A 15,650-nucleotide genomic window follows, 5' to 3' on the forward strand; every position below is an offset into this window, starting at 1 on the left:
CCAACATCAAGACGGTCCGAAAAAGTTTCCAGTTGTCCCTGGAGCCGTCAACCGCCCCCCATCTTTACCGCCTCAAGCTGTTGCCCAACACATCTTCGGTTGAGCTGATGGCGGTCGAGCTGGATATCGTCAAAAAGACTTACGACCTGGTGCGGATCACCACCTTTAACGTATATGGGGATGAAACCCGCATCGAACTGAAAAACGTCAGCTTCGACAATCCGCCGCCGGCAGCGCTTTTCCGCTTCGACGTGCCGGAGGGGGCAGATGTGCTGCAAATGAATCCGTGAGGAAATGATCATGCGAGACGCCATTAAAAAGCTGCTCAAGGCAAAAAATGCCATCATGCTGGCCCACAACTACCAGCCTCCCGAGATTCAGGACCTGGCGGACATGTGTGGGGATTCGCTGGAACTGAGCATCCGGGCCGGCAACACCGATGCGGACGTGATCGTCTTTTGCGGGGTCCACTTCATGGCCGAAACAGCCTCCATCATCTCGCCGGACAAGACCGTGCTGCTGCCGCGTGCCGATGCCGGCTGCCTGATGGCCGACATGATCGATGCCGAATCGCTGGAAGCCAAGAAAGCCAGCATGGCCCCTATGCCCGTAGTCACCTACGTGAACTCCACGGCTGAAGTCAAGGCCTTGTCGACCATCTGCTGCACCTCGGCCAACGTGGTCAAGGTGGTCAACAGCCTGCCGGAAAAGGAGATGCTGCTGGCTCCCGACCGCAATCTGGCCATGTACGCAGCTTCGAAAACCAACAAGACCATCCACGTGTGGGACGGGTACTGCCCCACACACGAGTGGCTGACGGCCGCCGATGCAGCCAAGGCCAAGGCCGACCATCCCGAAGCCGTCTTCATGGCCCATCCGGAATGCCGCCCGGATGTGCTGGCCCTGGCGGATGTGGTGGAAAGCACGTCGGGCATGCTGCGCTTCGCCAGGAATTCGGCGCACCAGGCCTTCATCGTCGGTACGGAAACCGGCCTGCTGCACCCCATGCAAAAGCAGAATCCGGACAAAACGTTCTACCCGGCCTCAAAGAAGATGGTTTGCCGTAACATGAAACGGATCGGCCTCGCGGACGTGGCCGCCTGCCTGGAGAACCTATCTGGCCAGGTGAAGGTCCCCGAGGATATCCGTATCCCAGCCCTGGCCGCGGTAACCCGGATGCTCGATCTTTCGCGTTAATAGAGGGATCGGGTCTGAAGGACAGGTGTCCGCCGGTGACCGACCAGCGTTATCGGCTCCCGTTGTCGCCGCAAGGAACCGCCTCTCATCAGAAAAAACGGCCGGCTACCGCATCGTCAGCGGGGCCGGCCGTTTTTGTTGGGATTCTGTTAATGGGTTACATGGCATCGACCATGTCGTCGGGAATGTCGGCGTTGGTGTAGACTTTCTGAACATCGTCGCAGTCGTCCATGGCCTCCATCAGTTTGAGCATGCGTTCGGCCTCGTTTCCCTCCAGCGGGCTCATATTCTGGGGCAGCATGGTCACCTCGGCGTCGCTGAAAGGGATGGCCGCCGCCTCGAGGGCTTCCTTGACGGCATCGAAGTCTTCGGGTGCGGTGATGACCTCGAAGCAGTCGGCCTCTTCGCGCACATCCTCGGCGCCGGCTTCCAGGGCCACTTCCATCAGCTTCTCCTCGTTGACGGCGGCCTTGTCCACATTGAAATAGCCCTTGTTGTCGAACATCCAGGCCACGCAGCCATTTTCGCCCATATTGCCGCCGTATTTATTGAAGATGTGGCGGATTTCGGCCACGGCACGGTTTTTGTTGTCCGTCAACGACTCGACCAGGATGGCGGCACCGCCGGGGCCATAGCCTTCGTAGGAGTTCTCCTCGTAGTTGACCCCTTCCAGTTCGCCGGTGCCTTTTTTGATGGCCCTTTCGATGTTGTCCTTGGGCATGTTTTCAACCTTGGCCGCGGCCACGGCAGTGCGCAGCCTGGGGTTGGCGTCCAGATCACCCCCGCCCGTGCGGGCGGCCACCGTAATTTCTTTGATCAATTTGGTGAAGATCTTCCCCCTTTTGGCGTCCTGAGCGCCTTTGCGGTGCTTGATGGAAGACCATTTGTTATGTCCTGACATGTAAACCTCCTGTTATTTTTTTCTTAATCCGATGACAAACACCTCTCGGCTGGCTTTTCGCGTGCTCTGGGGCCTGAAGGCCGCCTGCCGGTCAAAACGGCTTTTTACGGCCTCCGTAAAGGCCTTGAAATCAGTCCCCTGGAAGATCTTGCAGACGAAGCCGCCGCCGGGGACCAGGGCCTTTTCGGCAATGCCCAGGGCCGCTTCGCACAGACCCATGGATCGGGCTTCGTCAACGTGCCGGTTGCCGGTGGTGGCCGGCGCCATGTCACTGAGCACCACATCGAAGCGGGTTTGTCCCAGATCGGCCAGGTGCCCCTCGAGATCGGCCACGTCACCCGTGATCACGGTTACGTGGTCCGGCAACCCGATGGTGACCGGCGTCAGGTCAATGCCAACCAGTCGGCCGTCTGGACCGGTCGTCTGGGCGGCAAACTGCAGCCACGACCCCGGCGCACATCCCAAGTCAAGAACCCGCGCGCCCCGTTTGAGAATCCGGTACTTTTTCTGGATTTCCTGGAGTTTGTAAACCGAACGGGCCGCGAAGTTATCCTTTTGGGCCTGGCGGGTGTAGTGATCCGCCCACGGGTTCTTTTTTCGATTGGTTCGCTTCATATCTTTTCGCCCATTTCAAGTCAAGTCAAACCATGGGGGTGAGGTGAACTCAATACCCAATATAATGAGTGTGTTGTCATCCCGCCCAGGTTGGTGGATGCCATCCTGGGGGCCAGGCGGTGGTGAGTCAGCCGACGTCGGCCTGGCCTGGGGGTGAGGAGGCGTCAGAACAACAGTTCGACGGCCGCGCTGACGGTGTCCACGCCTTCGAGGGTGACGTCCTTGGGTCGCCGCAGCCGCTTCAGGCTGCCCGCAGGGGCGACGATGCGGGTGAAGCCCATTTTGCGCGCTTCGGAGATGCGGATGTCCACGTTGCCCACGGCCCGGACCTCACCGGTCAGCCCGACTTCGCCGACTACCATGGTGTCCTTGCGAATAGGCCGGTCCAAAAAACTGGAGGCGATGGCAGACACGATGCCCATGTCTACGGCCGGCTCCATAATCTTCACGCCGCCGGCGACGTTCATGAAGATGTCGTGGCCCATCAGATGCATGCCCAGCTGCTTTTCCATCACGGCCACCAGCAGGGCCACCCGGTTATGGTCCAGGCCCAGAATTGTCCGCCGGGGAGTGCCGAAGCTGGTGCTCGACACCAGGGCCTGAAGCTCCACCAGGATGGGGCGGGTGCCTTCCATGCTGGCCGCCACCACGGACCCCGGGGCGTTTTCCGGCCGTTCTGACAGGAACACGGCCGACGGGTTGGTTACCTCGCACAGGCCGCTCTCCTTCATCTCGAAGACGCCGATTTCGTTGGTCGAGCCGAAGCGGTTCTTCACTGCCCGCAGGATGCGGAACACATGGTTGCGGTCCCCTTCGAAGTAGAGCACCGTATCCACCATGTGCTCCAGCAGACGCGGACCGGCAATGGTGCCTTCCTTGGTCACGTGGCCCACCAGGAAGGTGGGGATGCCCGTGCGCTTGGCCATGAGCATCAGCCGCATGGTGGACTCGCGCACCTGGCTCACACTGCCCGGTGCCGATGTGATCTCCGGGCTGAACACCGTCTGGATCGAATCCACCACGAGCACGTCCGGCCGTTCGCTTTCCACCATGGCCATGATCGCGTCGATGTCGATTTCCGATACCACCAGCAGGCCGGACGATAGGGTTTTCAGCCGCCGACTGCGCAGGCGCAGTTGGCGCACCGACTCTTCACCGGAAACATACAGCACCCGGCGGCCGCTGCTGGCGATGCCGTGCAGGACCTGGAGCATGATCGTGGATTTGCCGATGCCCGGGTCTCCGCCGATCAACACCAGGGTGCCGGCCACCAATCCGCCGCCCAACACCCGGTCGAATTCGTCGATGCCGGTGGACATCCGTTCCTCATCGAGAATTTCAACGGCGTCGATGGGAACCGGGCGGTTGCCTTTTTCGGCCATGATTTTGCTTCCGGCCGCAGCTGTCCGCCGCACCTCTTCGGCAAAGCTGTCCCAGGCGCCGCATTCGGTGCACCGGCCCATCCACTTGGCCGACTCATAGCCGCAGGACTGGCAGACAAAAAGGGTTTTTGCAGATTTTCGTGCCATGTTAATTTCCAGTGCCTGTCTTGGAGGAATTAAAGACTGCAAGGCTATTGATTTGACATGGCAGCAAGCCCATGTCAATTGAACCCTTATCCGGAACGTTGCCAACTATGATAATGGCCTGAAAAGCCGAATATCCGAAGGATTCGTAGGACGCTCGAGATCAAGGCTCGCGAGTCCCGGGAATACCGCTATCACGGGTGCCGTAGGCTGCGTACATACAGGTACGCCGCAGTGACGAGGGGCGAAGCGCAACGCAGAAATCGAACGTATTACGAATCCTCAAGCCATGATCGATTACCATGTCCATACGAGCCTTTGCAACCACGCCACCGGCACCATGGAGCAGTATGTCCGGGCGGCTGTGGGAAAAGAGCTTGCCACCATCTGTTTTCTGGACCATCTGACATTCCAGGCAGCGGGGCGCGCCAACGCCATGTTTTCCAGGGAAGGGCCCATGTACGTGAATGCGGCCCGTCGGCTGGCGCAACATTTCCGAGCGCGGATCAGCGTCCGGGTGGGGCTGGAAATTGACTTTTCACCCCGCCAGGTAGACCGGTGCATCGAGATCGTCGACACCTTCGACCTCGATGTAGTGGGAGGCGGTGTTCACTTCCTCGACGGTGACGGCGTGGTGTCCCAGCGCTCAGCATGGGCCCGGGGAGAACTCAGCCCCGACGGCGTCTACCCGAAATACCTCGGCGTGCTGGAATCAATGCTGGATTATGATCGCTTTGATGTGATATGTCATTTGGATCTGCCTTAAAAGTTCCAATAGCGTCCATCGCAGTCCGTTGTGAACGGATTTTTTGGTATTCTGCGAAAGATCCGCGTGAAAGACCTGGCCCTGGCACGCTAAAACATCTGGCCGGTTTTTCCCATCGCCGGCGGGAAACCGTGCCACTTTGGGAAAGCCGGATCCTGCCCCTATTTTCCATACCATCGAGGGAAAAGGGGGAAGGGAACACACCTGATCATACTTGAGGAGACTAGTGCTCATGCTCAACGATAGACTGAAATGTGAAAACGGATGGTGTACGCTGTGCGGCATGGCCATCCTGATCACATTGCTGGCAGGGTCGTTTTTCTCGGCGGTTGCCGCCGATGCGGCGGAGCCTTTCGATGCGCTCGAAAAAAGGCTGGTCGCGGATGGCTTCGACAACGCTCGCATCAAAGCCATCTTTGCCAGTCCCGATGTGTCCTTCGAAGCGGGAGGCGTCAGCGCCTATTTCATGCACAACGAATCCAAGCTGAACTACAAGCAGTTCACCCGCATATGGAATATCGCATCGGCCAAGAAGTACATGAAGGAACACCAAGAGGCACTGGCATTCGCGGAGGAGACATTCGCGGTCGACAAGGAGGTGATCACGGCCATCATACTCGTGGAGACCAAACTGGGCACCTATGTGGGCAACAAATCGGTGATCAACACCCTGGCCACCCTTTCTGTCATGACCGAGGATCAACCCCGCCAGGCGATCTGGGACGACTTGCCGGATGACCACAGAAGAATGTCGCGCGAAAAATTTGAAAAAAAAGCGGATCAGAAATCCAGCTGGGCCTATCGGGAGCTCAAAGCCTTTCTGACCTACACGGAAAAGGAAGGTATGGACCCTACCATCATCAAGGGGTCATACGCCGGCGCCATGGGGATCTCCCAGTTCATGCCCAGCAACATCGCCCCCTATGGCAAAGACGGCAACGCCGACGGACAGGTGGACCTGTTCGTACATGCCGACGCCATCTCCAGCATTGCCAGCTACCTGAAGCATTTTGGATGGAAACCGGGGCTCACCCGGGACGAGGCGTTCAAAGTGGTTTACCACTACAACCACAGCAAGTATTACGTGGACACCATCCTCGACATCGCGGATAAATTGAAAGGTTGACCCTCCATGAGCACCGGCATGTTCGTCGTTCTCACCGGCGTTGTGTTTTTCCTGATCACGTGCGTTGCTCTTTTAGACATCGCCCGCAAGGATTTCGGGTCAATCCAGATGAAAGCCCTCTGGGCATTTGTAACAGCCCTGGTTCCGTTCATCGGCGTGACGGTCTATTTTCTCTTCGGCTTCAGAAAGGGCAAACGGCCCGCTATCGATGCGCCGGTGGATTGACGATTAAAATACTGTTTGACAAAAATGGGTCTTTTCTATAAGCAAGCCACTGTTTTTTTAATGGTCCCATCGTCTAGTGGTTAGGACGTCGGCCTCTCACGCCGGTAACGCGGGTTCGAATCCCGCTGGGATCACCACATAAAAACTAAGGGTTAGCAAACTTCGCTAACCCTTTTTCTGTCCGTTTATTTCACCCACCGCTCTTCAAAATGAATATCATCGGCCCACGTGCATCAAAGAACTTTGCTTGTTCTGGTGCCGGTAACCGGTCGTCTCCCGACTTCATTCACGGCATGAACCAATTGATCGTTAACCCAAGCTCGCGGGTGTCTAATTCTTCTTTTGTGGCAATACGCTTCGGATGCCCTTAAAGCTGTTGCAACACCTCGATAACGATATCGTCCGGCCCCTTGAAAAATGCAACTCGGAGGTTGTCGGGCGTATTTCGGGGAGGGACGCTACATTCAATTTTCTTATCTCTGAGCTCCCTATAGGCGGCATCCAGGTTGTCGACCTCGACGCACATATGATGATAGCCGTAAATAGGCAGTGGTGCGTCCGCATTGACGGTTTCGTCCTCCGCGGCTACCCTGAGGTTGATGGTGGTTCCGTTCAGACTCAAGGAGGCACCATTTGCCTGGCCGAACTGCTTGCGAGCCACAAGTTCGGCTCCAAACGCCTGGGTAAAGAAATCGATGGTGTTTTCAAGATTGGTGCACAGCAGATGGATGTGGTGGAACCGATAGGTCATGCCATATTCCTTTCTCATTCAGATATGATTGGTTCATGGGCGTCTGTCCATAAGACCCACGACGGCCAGTTGGGCGGCACCGGAAAAAACAACAACCGACATACCCAGCGCCTCGAGTTCGTTCAAGCCCCTATTGATAGACGATATGCCGGCGATTAGGTCGAACGGGGTCACTCCCCAAAAGATCGGGGAAAGGGCTTTGATGCCACCGAAAAAAGCATCTTTCCTACCTGTCATCTCTACTGCTTCTCTACCATCTACGCAACATCATTAAAAATACACTGCCATTGCTATAGTATCATCCGGTAAGCCGGGACCGGACCTCCAAGCTATGATCGAATTTCCCATGCCAACCTCGCTTACCCTGTCACCGCAACTGTGTCAGCTGACCAATATCCCCGTCCTCCGGTTAACGACCGGCTTCCTTCTCCCAAAGGCATTTCCACGGCCTGGAGTTCGTCCTTCTGCCGCTTGAAATCATTCTGGTTGGGTGCTTAGGGATTTTGCTCAAAGGTGAGGGACATGGATCTGTGCATTGATGAAAAAAAATATTGTCTGCATTAAGCTATCGGGCCCGTTGAGCAGTAAAGCAATTCTTAGCGCACTTGATTCAGCTGTAGCCGACAAAAGGTATAAGGAAGGGATGGGAGGCTATGGAATTTCAGAGATGCCAACCGGTCTTCTATAAAATCAGAGGCTGTCATGGAGATGGCTCAATACTCCTTAAGATTTCCTCCAGGGATAAATGACGCTATAGTGGCTTTTCTGGTAAGCCGTGATATACAATATGAGCCAAGCCGCATGTTCCAATGACATCAGAATCGAGGACACCAATCCATGTTTTTCGTGCGGTGGACGAAGCCGTAAAGTGGGTGGCAATGTATTCGGAAGACAATCTTACTCGATTGAAAACCTAACCCTAAAAGGCCACACATCCGTATATCGAACAAAATTAGCCACGCTCACGCATGTCGTTAATTCTTGTCGCGCCGGTTTCGGCAAAGTAAAATATGGGCGTCCCGATTTTTCCCCCTATTGTCGGCCATGGATCGTCTATGCTGCAGATCGGCAAGCTCGCCCATCCTGTGTGTAGAATGATACTTCGTAACGATTGGAGTGGCGATGAAAAACGGATTCGGACCGGATTATGCGTCTGTTGAGGACAAGCATTTTAAATCCAAATACCGTGCGCGGTGCCATTGCGGTAAGGTTCAATACGACGTGTGTGCGGATCCTTTGGATGCCAAAATCTGCCATTGCCTGTCCTGCCAGAAACTTCACGGAGCGCCCATGCAGTGGGCAGCCATCTTTCGAAAGCGCGACATTAGAATAACGGCAGGAACCGATCACGTTAGATTCTTCAACAGTGAACGCCTCAAGTACGAGCGAATCCTGCCATGCAAAGTCAGCTGCGGCTGCTGTGGCACCCTGATTGCCGACGAGGGGCGCCGGATGTGGCTCGCGTTTCCGTCCCTTTTCGAGTTTGGGCATGTTTCAAAAGTCCCGACTTCATTCAAACCAACCTGCCACATTTTTTACAGCCTGCGGGTTGTCGACATAAACGACGACTTGCCCAAGTGGTCCGGTCACAAGGGTAGCTCCAAACTACTATAGTATCGTATCCTACCATTGGTATCGTCAATTTTGACAGATGTGGTCGGCGGGAGCTGCTCACAACCGGCCACCACCAAACTAAATACCTTAATATATACTTTTATACCTTGCCTGGTAGATCTGGTCCATAAGGTGAGGTGGGTTAATCGAATCAAGCGCCTTGGGTAGAATTAAGATTGATTTCGTTCGCAGTGATAGGTGCAGGCCTTCCAAAGAAAAAACCCTGCCCCAGATCAAATCCAAGCTGATTGCATACCTCTGCTTCTTCAGCGCATTCAATGCCTTCTGCGAGGGTGAGTATGCCAAGGTCGTGGGATGCTTTGATAAACGTCGAAATCATCTGATGCAGTCGCTTTGGCGCTAAGTGAACTTGGCGGATCAAGGAGATGTCGAACTTGAGATAATCCGGAGATATGGTTGAAAGATCGACCAACCGAGTCTGTCCGACACCGAAATCATCGAAAGCCAGCCTCATATCCATTTTTCCCAAGGCATCGCGTAGTCGGGGGAACTGATTGGTATCGGCGGCCGCTTTTTCATTTATTTCCAACACGATCTTGCTGAACGGGGCGATTTCACGAATCCGCCGCAGAGATGCCAAAAGGGCATCTATTTCGTAGATTTCAAGCTGAGTTGTATTTACGAACAGCAAGGGTGATCCAGGCAAGTTTTTCCCCATCTCCACCCCTACTTCACGGAAAAGGGAGCTCAGGTCGGAGGCCAAACCCAAACACGCCGCCATGTCTAACAGTTCAGATGGGTTCGATGGCAATTCTTCATCGTCAACACGCCCCAGGATCTCGTACCCGACCTCAGTCAGATCAGAAAATCTTGCTACCGGTTGAAAATGAGGAACGACCTTTCGACGTTGAATCAACTTCTGCAACTTTGGCTCAAAAAAAGAAAGGTCGCTGATGTCTTTAGTAATCGTCGAGTGTATGGTCTCGTCCGATGCAGCAGCGGTTGAAACGCTGAATCGCTTTACCTTAAACTCATATTTTTCAATTGAGATGATGTCGTCTGGTTCGAGCAATTCGGCATGCTTGATTCTCTTTTCATTGACATGAGTGCCATTTGTGCTCTCTAGATCCCGAATCCACAGCAGATCACTGCTTATGCGAATTTCGCAGTGATGTCTGGAGATTCGATCGTCGATTAGCTTAAGATCGCAGTCATCTGCGCGGCCAATCACAAAAGGAACTGACTCGATGCAAACCAGCCATTTCCTACCTGCATCCGCCACAGCCTCTAAGCACCATTGCATGTTGTCTCTTTATTGCAATCAATCATAATTAAAATTGTGTCTTCACCATAATGGTCTTCGGTATTAAGGGTTTTTTCTTAAGTTAATTAATTCAGTGTCCATTGTGGACCGCGATAGCGAATGCATTCTCTGCCGCTTGTCGGAGCGAAGCCGCGACCCCGCTCATCGGGGTCGCGGGGAGGGCTCAATTTTGAAGTCACTTGATCCTATTGCAATATAGTATTTAGTTTGCCTGCTGTAACACCAGCATCAGATCCCCGCCTCATCAGTATTTTCAAAATGGCTTCTTTAAAATTTATTTTAATTGCAGTCGACCTTCATATTGACAACCGACAGTTGGTCGATATACTTCGGCGTCATTGGAGACGCTTTCCCCCAACCCGATTTTGGAAGGAGACCTGCCTTGACACACCAATGGATGATGAAGGGAGTCTGGGTCGTTGTCATCGCCATACTGATCTTTACTGGATGCGGTGGCGGCGGCGGTGGTACGAATGCAGTCAGTCCCACATCGTTATCGTACACAGGGTCAACTGACCGGGCGATCATCACCGATTCAAACGCGGCTGAAATTGCCGTCGGGGCAGTAAACGGAGGAACCAGCGGTAACCCGCTAACCGGGTTTGCCGCGTTAAGCGAGGGCGGTGGCACTTCTGATACCCAGCGGTTGAGGGTGTATGCTCCGGCGACCATCATGCAAAACGCGGTCGCTGACCTGAAGACGGTTTCACTGCATGAGATGGGCGCAGAACGGACGCTGGTGACCGAGCAAGAAACAATCTATGGCCCCTGCGGTGGGCAAGCCACCGGTATTATTCAAGTCGATGATGTGACTGGTGCTTTCTCCGGCAGTCTGACATTTTCAAGCTACTGCGAATCCAATGTGTCGCTGAACGGCAGCACCGATTTTTCCGGAAAGATCAATCTGTCAACGGACGAAATCGTGAATGCAAGCTTCGGTTTCAGCTACCTGACATGCACAGAATCATCTGAAACATACATCATTGATGGCACCTTGGTGATCGTCAATCACCCCGCCAACATGGCCATCACCGTCGACATGCTGTTCCAGGATGGCATCGGCGGCGACGTATTCTGGATCAAGGACTATCAGATGGACGTCGTGGAAACCGGTCCCACCATGTCGATGACGATTTTCGGCAACTTCTATAGTCCCCAATACGGTTATGTCGTGCTGTCTACTCAGCAGGCGCTCGTCGTTGATACGACCGACCAGGTTCCATCGGCGGGCATACTGATTGCGGAAGGAGAGAACGGTTCGGCAGGCGGCCCAACCATGGCAAGATTGACGTGCCTCTCAGCGGGTCTGTTCAAGGTGGAAACAGATACCGATGGGGATGGCGACTATGATACGGTTTCCGTGGATTTGTTCTGGGATGATTTTTAGCGAGGAGGGTACAGACAGCCGTCAGGTTTAATGCCGGTTTGGCAGGCTCTATCCTCAGGTTCCATGCCGTTGGTGGAGGCGTCAACGCGCATGAGCTTGAAGTTGTATGGATCGATAACGCTCAATTTCTATTCCAGGGTCCTGACCGGTCCGGCAAATTTTCTCTTCAATCGGATGGTCAAATATTACTGCAAACCCTTTGTCCTGAGAGCGCATCACCGTTCCCATGACACCGGGCTTATTGTCGAAATCAGAAACCAGGAACTGCAGGCTGATCCGCTGGCCATCCGTGATCGCTCTCCAGTTGCCAATATAGATGCCTCCCACGCTGACGTTTCTGACCAGATCCCGATACGTCACCGAGTCGACGGTGTATTTCACGGCAAAGGCTGCGGCATTGCGGGGATATCGGCGTCGATCTGACCTTGGTTTCATGGGGAAGTTCATCTTTTCGCGCAACTTGCCGGAGCACCTGAATGTCACCACCCGTCTTGCCGGAAGGACGATATGCTCACCGGTGATCAGGTTGCGGCCCTTGCGTTCCTTCTTGTCCCGGATGCAGAACTTGCCGAACCCGCTTACCAGCAGATCGTCCCCGGACCCCAACGCTGCCTTGATGATCTCAAGGAGGGATTCTACGATCTCAACGGATTGATTCTTGGGAAACCCGAGTTCATTATGTACTTGTTTGATGATGCGCTGTTTGGTCAGTGCCATGGTTTCTCCTACCTGATCCAGGCGATCATTACGGTTGGAAAGATGATGCCAATGATGCCGAGCAGTCGGTGCGTCCGATCAATTACGTCACTTTGATCGTCAGTGACCCTTCCGGCAGACAGGCGTGGTTCTGCCCGTTGGAATTACTCCACATTTACAAAAATTCTGTTTCTTGTCAAGGAGTTGGTGCCTATCTTATCTAACCGGGGGATTGCTTCTGGAGATGGATTTCAGACCACTGTCCCGAATAGAGATGACTGCGTTGCATGACGGACAGGTTCCACTGAAGATAAACTCTTTATCGATCAGTCGGGGATTGAAGGCGCGGGAGATTTCATTTAAATTGACAAAATGTTTACAGCTGGGGCAGGCGCTGCCGACTTGGGTGGGCGATTTGAACACGTTGCGTTTATGGGCCAGGACCAATAGAAACAGCAGCTTGAATCCGATCAAGCCGGCCAATGCCCCCTTTACCACCCAACCGGGTAACTGTTTGCTCGCCGAGAGGGACGCCGCTTGTTTGACCATGGCAGCGCCGGTGGCTTTGGATGTCCCCGCTTTTCCGGCCATGAGAGCCAGTTTGGCCAGAGGTAACAGATGAATCGCCATGATGGATTCCTTTATTCTATCGATATAAATGAAAGTACTTTATCATCCTATACAATCGCCACTATAGTGTAAACATGGACTACACCGCATCGGTGTCCGCCTCACCCGCGGTCCCCCGCAACAGCTCAGCGCGTTGGTCAGGGTCAAGGTAGGCTGAGGTCCAGTCGAGCGGGGTTATACCCGCAGTTGACGGCTGGGTGAGATCCGCGCCATTTTCGATGAGCAATCGGGCGATCTCGACATGACCGTTTCGTACGGCAAAATGAAGCGGCGTCAAACCGAAGTTGGGATCCACGGCATTTACCGGATGCCCCTCTTCAAGGAGCCTGCGCGCTTTCACTATTTTTCCGGTCTTGGCTGCTTCATGAAGTTTGCAATACTTCACATACCTGTAAAATGAGAGCCCTTCCCTGATGAGAAAAACAACCAGGACGACTACGATAATGGGCAAGATTTTAATAACGTTTTCCATGGACCAATTTCCAAAACAGACCCTACGATTTGACGTGTCGAGAGAAAAGTAAAAGGTGACACCGCTGAATAAACCGCGTCAGCTTTTTTTCAGGAACGTCGAGGATGCGACGCGATTGAATATATATTGGATGGCCTCGATTTTAAAGATCCAACCCCACAACCCGGTTAGCACAACGAAAACCCCTGAGACGATGCTGATCACGGCCAGGTTGGCGATCAGGGTTTGGCTTTCAATGCGCATAACAAGCGCCCCGTGCACCGACCAGAGGATTGCCCCGATGACCAGTGTGCCAATGGCGCTGTTCAGATAGGCGCGATACACACCAATGGCGGCCGTATTGTTGCTGCGCCGATTCCAGATGGAAAAAAGAAAAACGGTCTGGATTAGGGCGGACGCGGAAATGGCCAGCCCCACCCCGGCAACGCCGAAAAGCTTTAGCCCCATCCAGTATATCGGCAGGCTCAGAACTACGGCAATGGTGCCGAAAACCGCCGGCACAAGGGTGTTCTGAGTCGCATAAAAACCTCGGTTGACGACGGTTTGGGAGATAAAGGCAACTGCCCCGATCATCAAACAGGACAACGTCAAGGCCGTCATTTTCGTATCTTCGGGAGTAAATCGGCCCCGTTCAAAAAGCACGTGGACAATTTCATGCCGCAGCACGGCGATCAGAACGGAAACAGGGATAACGATGGATAGATAGCGCAAGATGGAGTTGATGAGATCATTCAATTCCGACAGGCGCCCTTGAACGGCCAGCTGAGCCATATAGGGATAGGAGGCGACCCCCACGGCCTGTCCGAAGAAACCAACCAACATGAGCATGACACGCATGGCATAATCAATCCACGCAATGGCCCCCGCTGACAGGAAGCTGCCGAAGAATTTTGAGAACAGTTCTGTCGAAAAAACCATGGTCAGCCCGATCATCAGGGGCAATGTCAACAGGATATAACGCCTGAGGTCTGGGTGGGTGAAGTCGATAATGGGACGAAATTTTATTCCGATTCGGACGGCACCGAGAATTTGGAACGCAAAGCTGCCAACGGCTGCGCCCGCCAGCGCCCCCCAGCAGAAACCCTCCACGCCCAACCGGCGGCCGAGCAACCACCCGCCGGAAATGATCCCGAGATTGTAGATCAAAGGCGCCATGGCCGGAAACAAAAAGCGTTTCTTTGCGTATTGAACTGCCATCAGCATCCCTCCGGCGAAAAAGAAGAATTGGGCCGGCAGGGTAATCCGTGTCATTCTTACCGCCAGAGCGATAAATTGAGGGTCCTGTCGCCCAGGTGCCAATAGGGGGACCACGATGGGAGCCACCATCATGCCCGTCACAATGAGCACAATCAGCAGGGCGCCAAATACCGTCGAAATATTTGAAAAGGTTTGCCATCCTTCTTTTTCCTTTTCTTCGGCCAGGTAGCGCGAGAAAATGGGAATGAAGGTCACCGATAAAAATCCGCTGGCCAGAATGTGATTGAGTATCTCGGGAAGCACGAAAGCGACGCGATAGGCATCGACTTCCGTTCCGGCGCCAGCCAGCGCGGCGAGCACCATCTCTCTGGCGATGCCGGTGACGCGGCTGAGGAAAATACTGGCCATCATGATAAGGGTGGCCACACCCATGTTGCTGAACGTACCTGACGCTTTGAGGTGATTCATTTGAACCCTTTGGCTGGAGGATCCACCGATCAAGAAGGGATACGCAACCGTTGATTAAAGGGACGTGGGGACGAGGATAAAACTATGCGTTCCGGTCATGAACGTCAAACGAAATAAGTTGAAACGATTGCGGCATCCGACCGCATCGATGTCGTGGCCGCACATGATTGGTATGCATGGGATGCCGTTGGAACGGGGGGCCGCTCAACCCCGCAGCACAACCACGGCAGTGATCACTCCGACGGGTGAATCCCCGATTCGCTTCAGGGGTTTCGATCGATCTCGTGAACGATGTCAGGGAGCTGGCCATTTTTTGATTCCAACGCATCCAGAAGTTCATCGAAGGCCACGGCGAACCCATCGGAATCCATTCGAACCACCCGTCCGGCTACCCGAATGGTGTTGTCAAACCGAAACAATGGAAATTCGAGTACGATGGGTTGCCCTTCGGCAACCTTTCTCGAAGTCCGGATGTACAGGCCACCCGCACCAATGTTCTTGATTACATCCCGATGCGTTCCCTCTTTGACGGTGTACTCGGCGATGATGTAGGAGGTGCGGCGCGAGCGTTTTTGGCGATTCGGCTTGGGCTTCATTGCGTTTGATCCATTTTTTTGGGCAACCGACCGGAACGCTTCAACGCCGCCACGCGTCCTGCCGGCAAGATGGCAGGTTTGCCCGCAGACGGATTCCTAATTTGCCTTGCCTGATTGCCTTTTACACATGACCTGCCGACGGTGGGTGCCGGGGTGTCGTCACCGGATTCCAGGGGTGTACTGATCAAAAGAACCTGC

General features: G+C 54.2%; 18 protein-coding genes, 1 tRNA gene and 1 pseudogene. 8 read left to right on the top strand and 12 right to left on the bottom strand.

The window, feature by feature from the left end; all coding sequences use genetic code 11:
* Positions 1 to 290, top strand: a 290-nt coding sequence (locus ABYV26_RS08540) for an outer membrane lipoprotein carrier protein LolA (RefSeq protein ID WP_372680052.1), incomplete at its 5' end; no start/stop codon positions are given.
* Positions 291 to 300: 10 nt separating this feature from the next.
* Positions 301 to 1,197, top strand: a complete 897-nt coding sequence (gene nadA / locus ABYV26_RS08545) for a quinolinate synthase NadA (RefSeq protein ID WP_372680054.1) — start codon at positions 301 to 303, stop codon at positions 1,195 to 1,197.
* Between the two features lie 157 nt (positions 1,198 to 1,354).
* Here the strand turns inward: nadA and ABYV26_RS08550 are convergent, their stop codons facing one another.
* The 3 genes from ABYV26_RS08550 to radA form a co-directional block, all read right to left on the bottom strand.
* Positions 1,355 to 2,098, bottom strand: a complete 744-nt coding sequence (locus ABYV26_RS08550) for a YebC/PmpR family DNA-binding transcriptional regulator (protein WP_372680056.1) — start codon at positions 2,096 to 2,098, stop codon at positions 1,355 to 1,357.
* Positions 2,099 to 2,110: 12 nt separating this feature from the next.
* A complete protein-coding gene (locus ABYV26_RS08555) occupies positions 2,111 to 2,713 on the bottom strand; it encodes an RlmE family RNA methyltransferase (protein WP_372680058.1) in 603 nt (200 codons plus the stop codon).
* Between the two features lie 164 nt (positions 2,714 to 2,877).
* The gene (radA, locus tag ABYV26_RS08560; RefSeq protein ID WP_372680060.1) at positions 2,878 to 4,242 is read right to left on the bottom strand and encodes a DNA repair protein RadA; all 1,365 of its coding nucleotides are present in this window, start codon (positions 4,240 to 4,242) and stop codon (positions 2,878 to 2,880) included.
* Positions 4,243 to 4,528: 286 nt separating this feature from the next.
* Between radA and ABYV26_RS08565 the strand changes: the two genes are divergently transcribed.
* From ABYV26_RS08565 to ABYV26_RS08580, 4 genes are all read left to right on the top strand, one after another.
* Positions 4,529 to 5,005, top strand: a complete 477-nt coding sequence (locus ABYV26_RS08565) for a PHP domain-containing protein (protein WP_372680061.1) — start codon at positions 4,529 to 4,531, stop codon at positions 5,003 to 5,005.
* A gap of 232 nt (positions 5,006 to 5,237) precedes the next feature.
* Positions 5,238 to 6,131 carry a lytic murein transglycosylase gene (locus ABYV26_RS08570; protein WP_372680063.1) on the top strand — a complete coding sequence of 298 codons (894 nt, stop codon included), beginning with the start codon at positions 5,238 to 5,240 and terminating at the stop codon, positions 6,129 to 6,131.
* Positions 6,132 to 6,137: 6 nt separating this feature from the next.
* Entirely contained in the window at positions 6,138 to 6,356 is a 219-nt protein-coding gene (locus ABYV26_RS08575) for a PLDc N-terminal domain-containing protein (RefSeq protein WP_372680065.1), read from the top strand.
* Positions 6,357 to 6,418: 62 nt separating this feature from the next.
* Positions 6,419 to 6,493: transfer RNA gene (locus ABYV26_RS08580), tRNA-Glu, on the top strand.
* Positions 6,494 to 6,723: 230 nt separating this feature from the next.
* Here the strand turns inward: ABYV26_RS08580 and ABYV26_RS08585 are convergent.
* Both ABYV26_RS08585 and ABYV26_RS08590 read right to left on the bottom strand, forming a co-directional pair.
* Complete coding sequence (locus tag ABYV26_RS08585; protein WP_372680066.1) at positions 6,724 to 7,107, bottom strand: VOC family protein; 384 nt, start codon at positions 7,105 to 7,107, stop codon at positions 6,724 to 6,726.
* A 33-nt stretch (positions 7,108 to 7,140) separates the two neighbouring features.
* Positions 7,141 to 7,344 (bottom strand): AzlC family ABC transporter permease, encoded by a 204-nt coding sequence (locus tag ABYV26_RS08590; RefSeq protein WP_372680067.1) that lies wholly within the window; start codon positions 7,342 to 7,344, stop codon positions 7,141 to 7,143.
* A gap of 885 nt (positions 7,345 to 8,229) precedes the next feature.
* On the opposite strand from ABYV26_RS08590, the gene ABYV26_RS08595 reads away from it, so the two are divergent.
* Entirely contained in the window at positions 8,230 to 8,721 is a 492-nt protein-coding gene (locus ABYV26_RS08595; protein WP_372680069.1) for a GFA family protein, read from the top strand.
* Positions 8,722 to 8,872: 151 nt separating this feature from the next.
* Here ABYV26_RS08595 and ABYV26_RS08600 read toward each other — a convergent pair whose 3' ends face one another.
* Positions 8,873 to 9,985, bottom strand: coding sequence for an EAL domain-containing protein (locus tag ABYV26_RS08600; RefSeq protein ID WP_372680071.1), 1,113 nt, complete (start codon positions 9,983 to 9,985; stop codon positions 8,873 to 8,875).
* A 403-nt stretch (positions 9,986 to 10,388) separates the two neighbouring features.
* Here ABYV26_RS08600 and ABYV26_RS08605 point away from each other — a divergent pair, with 403 nt between their 5' ends.
* Positions 10,389 to 11,393, top strand: coding sequence for a hypothetical protein (locus ABYV26_RS08605; protein ID WP_372680072.1), 1,005 nt, complete (start codon positions 10,389 to 10,391; stop codon positions 11,391 to 11,393).
* 81 nt (positions 11,394 to 11,474) lie between these two features.
* Here the strand turns inward: ABYV26_RS08605 and ABYV26_RS08610 are convergent, their stop codons facing one another.
* The 6 genes and pseudogenes from ABYV26_RS08610 to ABYV26_RS08635 all read right to left on the bottom strand — a co-directional run.
* Entirely contained in the window at positions 11,475 to 12,110 is a 636-nt protein-coding gene (locus ABYV26_RS08610) for an HU family DNA-binding protein (RefSeq protein WP_372680074.1), read from the bottom strand.
* A 195-nt stretch (positions 12,111 to 12,305) separates the two neighbouring features.
* Positions 12,306 to 12,719, bottom strand: coding sequence for a hypothetical protein (locus tag ABYV26_RS08615; protein ID WP_372680075.1), 414 nt, complete (start codon positions 12,717 to 12,719; stop codon positions 12,306 to 12,308).
* Between the two features lie 79 nt (positions 12,720 to 12,798).
* Positions 12,799 to 13,191 (bottom strand): ankyrin repeat domain-containing protein, encoded by a 393-nt coding sequence (locus ABYV26_RS08620; protein WP_372680077.1) that lies wholly within the window; start codon positions 13,189 to 13,191, stop codon positions 12,799 to 12,801.
* A 78-nt stretch (positions 13,192 to 13,269) separates the two neighbouring features.
* A complete protein-coding gene (gene murJ, locus ABYV26_RS08625) occupies positions 13,270 to 14,856 on the bottom strand; it encodes a murein biosynthesis integral membrane protein MurJ (protein WP_372680079.1) in 1,587 nt (528 codons plus the stop codon).
* 263 nt (positions 14,857 to 15,119) lie between these two features.
* The gene (locus ABYV26_RS08630; protein ID WP_372680081.1) at positions 15,120 to 15,452 is read right to left on the bottom strand and encodes a PilZ domain-containing protein; all 333 of its coding nucleotides are present in this window, start codon (positions 15,450 to 15,452) and stop codon (positions 15,120 to 15,122) included.
* Positions 15,449 to 15,650: pseudogene (locus ABYV26_RS08635) on the bottom strand (hypothetical protein); the annotation flags it as partial. The gene ABYV26_RS08630 and the pseudogene ABYV26_RS08635, both read right to left, overlap by 4 nt.

The sequence above is a fragment of the Desulfosarcina sp. genome (assembly GCF_041551955.1).
In the GTDB taxonomy this organism is placed as follows: domain Bacteria; phylum Desulfobacterota; class Desulfobacteria; order Desulfobacterales; family Desulfosarcinaceae; genus Desulfosarcina.